Annotated in this window: 8 protein-coding genes; 2 read left to right on the top strand and 6 right to left on the bottom strand. The window is 73.0% G+C overall.

Going from position 1 to position 7034, the window contains the following annotated elements:
• Positions 1 to 961: YncE family protein (locus tag NH339_RS16655; protein WP_253027138.1), on the bottom strand; the 961-nt coding region annotated here is incomplete at its 3' end.
• A 92-nt stretch (positions 962 to 1053) separates the two neighbouring features.
• Between NH339_RS16655 and NH339_RS18945 the strand changes: the two genes are divergently transcribed.
• Positions 1054 to 1458 (top strand): DUF2530 domain-containing protein, encoded by a 405-nt coding sequence (locus tag NH339_RS18945; RefSeq protein ID WP_236749741.1) that lies wholly within the window; start codon positions 1054 to 1056, stop codon positions 1456 to 1458.
• A 16-nt stretch (positions 1459 to 1474) separates the two neighbouring features.
• Here NH339_RS18945 and NH339_RS16645 read toward each other — a convergent pair whose 3' ends face one another.
• A complete protein-coding gene (locus NH339_RS16645) occupies positions 1475 to 2209 on the bottom strand; it encodes a DUF3027 domain-containing protein (protein WP_253027137.1) in 735 nt (244 codons plus the stop codon).
• Between the two features lie 103 nt (positions 2210 to 2312).
• On the opposite strand from NH339_RS16645, the gene NH339_RS16640 reads away from it, so the two are divergent.
• The gene (locus tag NH339_RS16640) at positions 2313 to 3836 is read left to right on the top strand and encodes an MFS transporter (protein ID WP_253027136.1); all 1524 of its coding nucleotides are present in this window, start codon (positions 2313 to 2315) and stop codon (positions 3834 to 3836) included.
• Positions 3837 to 3838: 2 nt separating this feature from the next.
• Here NH339_RS16640 and NH339_RS16635 read toward each other — a convergent pair whose 3' ends face one another.
• From NH339_RS16635 to NH339_RS16620, 4 genes are all read right to left on the bottom strand, one after another.
• Entirely contained in the window at positions 3839 to 4684 is an 846-nt protein-coding gene (locus tag NH339_RS16635) for a dioxygenase (protein ID WP_253027135.1), read from the bottom strand.
• A gap of 79 nt (positions 4685 to 4763) precedes the next feature.
• On the bottom strand, positions 4764 to 5159 hold the full coding sequence (locus NH339_RS16630) for a cold-shock protein (protein ID WP_253027134.1): 396 nt from the start codon (positions 5157 to 5159) through the stop codon (positions 4764 to 4766).
• Between the two features lie 45 nt (positions 5160 to 5204).
• Entirely contained in the window at positions 5205 to 6206 is a 1002-nt protein-coding gene (locus NH339_RS16625; protein ID WP_253027133.1) for a YihY/virulence factor BrkB family protein, read from the bottom strand.
• Complete coding sequence (locus NH339_RS16620) at positions 6203 to 6586, bottom strand: type II toxin-antitoxin system PemK/MazF family toxin (RefSeq protein ID WP_253027132.1); 384 nt, start codon at positions 6584 to 6586, stop codon at positions 6203 to 6205. The genes NH339_RS16625 and NH339_RS16620 overlap by 4 nt, the downstream gene beginning before the upstream one ends.
• Positions 6587 to 7034 lie beyond the last annotated feature (448 nt).

Here is a 7034-nt window from a genome sequence, read left to right as displayed (position 1 = left end):
CCGCCGGCGTCGTCGCCGTGGGGGTCGGCGTGGCCGACGGCACGGCGGCGCCGGCCCGCTCCGCGGAGAAGCCGACGCGTTGGAGCTGCCAGGGGCTGCCCTCGCTGCCGATGAGGTACGAGGCACCCGACGGCTCGAAGGCGAGCGTCTCGCCCTGGGGCTGATCGGGCAGCGCCTCGGTGCGCACGAGGGACAGGTCCGAGGCGTCGAGGACGGCGGCGGCGATGTAGTTGCGGACGACGACGAAGCGGCCGTCGGGGCTGGTCGAGGCGTCGGTCGCCATGAGGAGCGTCGGGTCGCCGACGGGCTCGGGCACGTTGGTGCGCTGCGTCGAGAGCGGGTCCGGGAAGCGGAGCACCTGGCCCGACAGCAGGTCCTTCGTCACGAGCAGGAACCGGCCGTCACCGTCGACGGCGAGCGACTCGACGTCGTGCGGGCCGTCGGAGTAGCCCACCGGGTAGCGGGTCGAACGGGCAGCGTGGGTGCCCGGCCCGGGCTCGTCGATGGCGTAGATCGCGGTGTCGCGGCGCTGGGCGGAGTTGTCGCCGACGTCGCCGATCCAGAGCTTCCCGTCGTGCAGCGTCATGGCCTCGGTGTCGACCCACGGGGTACCGCTGACCGTGGTCGTGCCGACGACCTCGCCCGTGGAGATGCGCACCGCGTAGACGACGTCGGCGTTGCCCGAGTCGTTGATGGTGTAGGCCAGGTCGTCGTGCACGGCGCTGACGGCCAGCCCGCTCGACTCGGAGATGCGAGGGTCGCGCACGGTGCTGACCGCCCGGGCCGCCACCGCGGTCTCGTCGTCGGCGCGCGACAGCGTGGCGGGCGCCGGCAGGGCGCCCAGGCTGGAGGGACCCAGCGGGCGGGCGTCGGCGTCGCGCGCGAGCGAGACGACGGCGGCCACGACCAGCAGGACCACGAGGAGGGCCGGGAACAGCAGCCGGCGACGACGGGGGTTCATCGGCTCCATCCTCCCAGCGGCCCGCAGGGGACGCACGGGTGCGGTCCGTCACGGGCCGGCGGGCGCCCGGACGGGAACGCTACCCTGGTCCGGTGAGCGACGAGTCGGAGTGGACGCTGCGCGACGGCGACGGCCCGGAGACGGTCGAGCGCAAGCTCGGGCACCGCGAGCGCGAACGTCTCGAGCGCGCGGCACGCCGCCACGAGCTGGGTCGGCCGGAGGTCACCGAGCTCGAGATCGGCCGCACGACGCACAAGGTCGCCCAGGTCGAGCCGATGGACCTCGACGGCGTCCGCACGATGACGGTCGGCACGATCCTCTGGGGCGTGGTGGCAGTGGCGCTGGTGCCGTTCCTGGGCACGCTCGAGGAGCAGGGTCGCACCTGGTGGCTCTGGACGGCGATCGCCGGCTTCGGCCTCGGGCTGCTCGGCATCGAGTACTGCCGACTGCGTCGCAACGCCCTGCGTCACCAGCCGGGCCGACGCCGCGACGGCTGACGCTCGCGTCGGGCGACTAGAGCTCGTCGACGTCGACGGTGTCCCACACCGGCGGCGGCAGCTTCTGGGGACCGGCGGACCGGCTGAGTCGCGCGCCGGAGTGCGCGCCACAGCCGTGGTCGAGGGCGACGACGCGGCCGTCGTCGTTGGCCGAGCCGTTGGCGCACACGCCGAACCGGTCGGAGAGCGGCCCGGCGAGGCTGACGAGGAAGCCGCAGGAGTCGCACGTGCCCGGGGCCTGCTTGGTCATCGGGTTGTCGGGGCCCTGCTCGCCGTCGTTCCAGCGCTGCGCGGCGAGGTCGCGCCCCTCGAGGGAGAGCACCCAGGCGCGACCCAGGCCGACCTCGCGCGCGAAGGCGCGGTCGACGGTGTCGAGGTGGTCGCCGGCCGACCAGGCGGGCACGAGACGCGCGTCGTCCTCCTCGGGCGGCAGGACGTCGCCGGGGCTGAGGTCGCCCGGCTTGATGCGGTCGCGGTAGGGCGTCCAGGCGGGGGCGACCACGGCGTCGTCGCCGGGCAGCAGCACGACGTCGTTGACGGTGACCGCGTCGTCCTCCACGCCGGCGGACAGGCTGACCGCCCAGGTCCAGCCGCGGTAGCCCGGGCCGGTGCAGGCGAACAGGTGCGTGGCGAGCCGCTCACCGTCGTCGACGACCCTCAGGTGCTCGCCCACGGCCGACTCGTCGGTGGCCTCGAGCAGGGCGGCGCGGGCCACGTCGTGGGCGGCGCCCAGGGCGGGGTGGGTCGTCATGGCTCGATTGTCCCTCATGGGTCCAGCCGGCCGCCAACCCCCGTGCCCGACACGGGACGAGGCTCACCCGGTCGGGCGGGGCGGGGTGGGGCAGGATGTGGTCATGGCCCCGACGAGCGACGGAGACGATCGCACGCCCGGCCCCGACTGGCCGGGCCCTGCCGGCAGCCATGCCACCGGGGCGGCCGGCGACCGGGACACGCTCGACGACCTCGGACCCGACCCGGACGCACCGTCCGGCCCCGGTACCGGCGCGCCTCCGCCCCGACGCGGCGCCAAGGTCGCGTCGGGACTGCGACGCACCGGGCGCACGGTGGCCCGCGGTGGCGCCGGAGCCGTCGCGGGTGCGCGCCGCTTCACCCACGCGGGCGGCGCGGGCGAGTCGGGACTGTCGCGCCTGCTCGAGCTGCACGCCTTCAACACCGCCGGCGACGCGGCCGTCGCGGTCTCGCTGGCGGGCACCCTGTTCTTCACGGTGCCGACGGAGCAGGCGAGCGGCCAGGTGGCGCTCTTCCTCGTGCTGACGATGCTGCCGTTCGCGTTCGTCGCCCCGCTGATCGGCCCGTTCCTCGACCGGTTCCGTCGCGGCCGGCGGTGGGCCATCGGCGGCACGCTCGCGATCCGCGCCTTCTGCTGCTGGGTGCTGGCGGGGGCCGTGGCCGAGGAGTCGCCCGCGTTCTACCTGGCAGCGCTCGGCTGCCTGGTGGCGTCGAAGGCGTACGGCGTGACCCGCGCGTCGGCCGTCCCACGTCTCCTCCCCGAGGAGTTCACGCTGGTCAAGGCCAACTCCAGGATCTCGCTCACCGGAACGGCTGCCGCGGCGATCTCGGCACCGCTCGCGGTGGGTGCCGCAGCGGTCGGCGCCGAGTGGTCGCTGCGGTACGCGTTCGTCCTGTTCGTCGTGGGCACCGTGCTCGCGATCCTGCTGCCCGCGCGCGTCGACTCCAGCGAGGGCGAGGAGCAGGTCGACCTGTCCGACCTCAGTGGTCGGCCCGCCAAGCGCGGGATCACGGTGTCGCGCCACGTCGTCGACGCACTGCGGAGCAACGCCGGGCTGCGGCTCATCACGGGCTTCCTCACCATCTTCATGGCGTTCACGCTGCGCGAGCCTCCCGCCTCGCTGGGGTGGACCGGCAACGCGACGATCCTCATGGGCCTGGTGATCGGTGCGGCCGGCGCCGGCAACACCCTCGGCGTGGTCATCGGCTCGTGGACCCGCTCCCGCAGCCCTCACCGGGTGGTGCTGGCCGTGCTGCTCGTCGACATCGTGGCCCTGGCCGTGGCGGCGGCGTTCTTCCGCTGGCCCGTGGCCGCGCTGCTGGGCCTCACCGTCGGGCTCTGCCAGTCGCTCGGCAAGCTCAGCCTCGACGCCCTCATCCAGCGCGACATCGGCGAGGAGGTGCGCACGAGCATGTTCGCGCGCTCCGAGACGCTGCTGCAGCTGTCGTGGGTGATCGGCGGTCTCATCGGCATCGGCCTGTTCACCGTCGACGCCGACGTGGCGGTCGCGATGTTCGTGACGGCCGGCGTCGTGGTGGCGTGGGGCGTGTTCGTGCTGCGCCAGGCGCACCTGGCGCGAGGCCTCCCCACCGAGCCCGTGGGCCCGGTGCCGCCGCCTGCGCCCTGACCTCAGACGGTGACGAAGCTGCGCATCCCGATCGAGCCCATGTCGATGGAGGCGTTGAAGAAGCGGACCTCCTCCTCCGGGTGGAGCAGGCTGAGCGCCGCGACCATCGGCCGGTAGTGCTCGTCGGTGGGCACGGCGATCCGTGCCTCCCGCCAGGTCCCGTAGGGGTCGAGCAGCTGGTCGAGGCGTCGCTCGGTCAGTGCGGCGGCCGTGTCGGCGTCGAACTGCTCCGCCCAGTCCCAGGCCGGCGCCTCGGGCTCCCAGCGGGCGCGGCCGAGCGCGTGCACGATGTTGCCGCTGCCGATGAAGAGCACGCCCTGGTCGCGCAGGCGACGCAGCCGGCCGTACAGCTCGTGCAGCCGCGGCAGCGGCAGCGTGTCGTCGATGCTGATCTGCAGGACGGGGACCTGCGGCGCAGGGGCGAGGTACTTGAGCACCGACCAGGTGCCGTGGTCCAGGCCCCACTGGCTGTCGAGGGCGGCCTCGTACTCCGCGAGCCGGTGGGCGAGCAGGCTGGCGACCTCGTGGTCGCCGACCGTGTCGTACTGGACGCGCGAGAGCTCCTCGGGGAAGCCGCCGAAGTCGTAGATGACGCGGTTGCGCGGCGCGTCGGTCACGTGCGTGCGCCCGGGCGTCAGCCAGTGCGCGCTGACGACGACGATCGCCTGGGGCTCCGGAAGTCGCTGCCCCTCCGCCGTCCAGGTGTGGGTGTAGTGGTTCTCGCGGATGGCGTGCATCGGGTTGCCGTGGCCCACGAACAGCACGGGCATGCGCTCGCTGGGCCGCAGCCGCTGCTCGAGGTCGCTCAGGCGGTGCTCGGCCCGCGGGCCCGAGGGAATCGTGGTCACCCGGTGCTCCCGTGCTCAGGTAGTAGATGCTTCAACTACCAGGGTACGCGGCGCGAGCCGGTCGCACCAGGGCCCGGGACTAGCCGTCGAGCTCGGTGGCCAGCGCGCGCAGCAGCTGGGCCACCGGCTTGGCGGAGCGTGCGTCGGGGTGACGGCCGTGGCGGTACCCCTCCCCCAGTCCGTCGAGCAGGCGGATGAGGTCCTCCACGATCGTCACCATCTCCTCGGGCTTCTTGCGCCGGGCGCGCGCCTGCGTGCGCGAGACGGGTGCCGATGCCTCGAGCACGCGTACCTGGAGCGCCTGGTCGCCGCGCCGGCCCTGCACCACCCCGAACTCGACGCGCGTGCCCGACTTCAGGGCGGTGACGTCGGCGGGCAGCGCGTCGGAGCGGACGTAGACGTCGCCGCCCTCGTCGCTGCTGATGAAGCCGAAGCCCTTCTCGGTGTCGTACCACTTGACCTTGCCCGTGGGCATGCGCGTGTCCTTCTGTCGGGGGGATCGGAGAGGTGTGGGACCAGCCTAGGGCGTGGTGCCCTGCGGTTCGTCCTCGTCCTTCTCGAAACGAGCCTCGATCACCTGGAAGCCCTTGTGCCGCTGCGCCTTGGCGTAGGCCGTGTACGCGCGCTCGTCGGCCTCGGTGAGCTCGACGTTGTCGGTGAACGGCGTCAGCAGCGCTCGGGGGTACAAGTGGCGGCGCAGCACCACGTTGACCTCGAGCGCCATGACGACGAGCACCGCCGCGACGAAGATGAACGCCAGCAGCCCGAGGACCAGCGCGAAGGTCTGGTTGACCGTCTGGCTCGCGCGGTTGATCACGCGGGTCACGTAGGAGTTGCCGGCCAGCTGCAGGAGCTGCCAGCCGACGGCGGCGAAGATCGCGCCGGGCAGCACCGACCGGGTGTGCGCCCGTCCCGCGCTGACCAGGCGGAAGAGGCCGACGAAGATCGCGGCGGTGAGCACGAAGCCGGTACCGCGCACGATCCAGCCGGTGGCAGGCCCCACGAGTCCCCCGAACGCGTCGGGGTTGGCCAGCACCGAGGTCGCGACGGCGAGCACGAGGATGCCGATGCCGGCGATGGCGAGGAAGATCAGGCTCCGCAGCCGCATCAGGAACGGGTTGGCGCGACTGTTGCGCGGGACCGACCACGCGATGTTCGCGGCGTTCTGCGCGGCCTGGCCGAGCCCCATCGCACCGTAGAGGGCCGCGATCGAACCCACGACGATCGCCGTCGTGCTGCCCTGCAGACCCTGCTCGCTGCCGAGCTGGTCGCCGACGATCGGGAACTGGCTCAGCGCCGTGTTCAGCAGGCTCTCGCGCAGCTGCGGGTCGCCCTGCAGCACGAAGCCCAGGATCGACGTCGAGATGAGCAGCAGCGGGAACACCGCGACGAACGCGTAGTACGTGACGATCGCCGCCAGGTAGGGGCCCTGGTCGTCGAAGTACTTGTAGACCACCGCGAGCGGCAGACCGACGAACCGGTGCCGACGTTGGAAGCGGTCGACCTTGTCGACGACGCTCATGCCAGCTCGAGGTGCTCTGCCGCGGCCGCCAGCACGGCCGCGAAACGGGGCTCGTCGAGGACGGCCCCCTCGCGCCGCACCGCGTCGGGGTCGACGTCGATGAGCCGGTTCACGCGCACCTCGCTGGGCCGGCCCTGCGCGTCCCACGGCCCGGAGCCGATGTCGAGCCAGAAGCGACCGTCACGCGCCTCCTGGGCTGCGTCGCGGTCGTGGTCCTTCGAGGTGAGCATCAGCCCGACGAGCCGCGTGCCGTCGCGTCCGACGACCAGGACCGGGCGGTCCTTGCCCTGCGCGGGGTCGTCCTCGTACGGGACCCAGGTCCACACGATCTCCCCCGGGTCGGGCCGTCCGTCGGGCTTCGGCGCATACGTCAGGTCCACGGCGACAGCCTCCCACACGCCCGCACCACGGGCCGGGTGACGCGATCGGTGCGACGGTTCCCGCTGGTCGAGTAGCGGGACGCGCGACGAAGGAGCGCCGTACCGCGATGGAGCCGTCGCAACGGGCGTAGCCGCGACGGAGCGAGACCACCCGGCAACGGCCCAGCGCGGACCAACCCCCAGCGGCGCCTTGGGGTGGTCTCGACCTCCGCCAGCTCCTCCGTCGCGGCGTCGACGACTCGACCAGCGACACGTCCCGCTGGTCGAGTAGTCAGGACGAGCTTGCGAAGTCCTGACGTATCGAGACCGCCCGGCAACAGCCCAGCGCGAGCCGACCCCCAGCGACCGCTTGGAGTGGTCTCGATACACCTCCCCTCGCTGGCGCTCGTGGAGGCACTCGACCAGCGGCATCGCTGGTCGAGTAGTCAGGACGGCGAGCGCCAGCGAG

Origin of the sequence: Aeromicrobium sp. CnD17-E, from assembly GCF_024124745.1 — a bacterium.
In the GTDB taxonomy this organism is placed as follows: Bacteria; Actinomycetota; Actinomycetes; order Propionibacteriales; family Nocardioidaceae; genus Aeromicrobium.
This window is presented reverse-complemented; position numbering and strand designations above follow the sequence as displayed.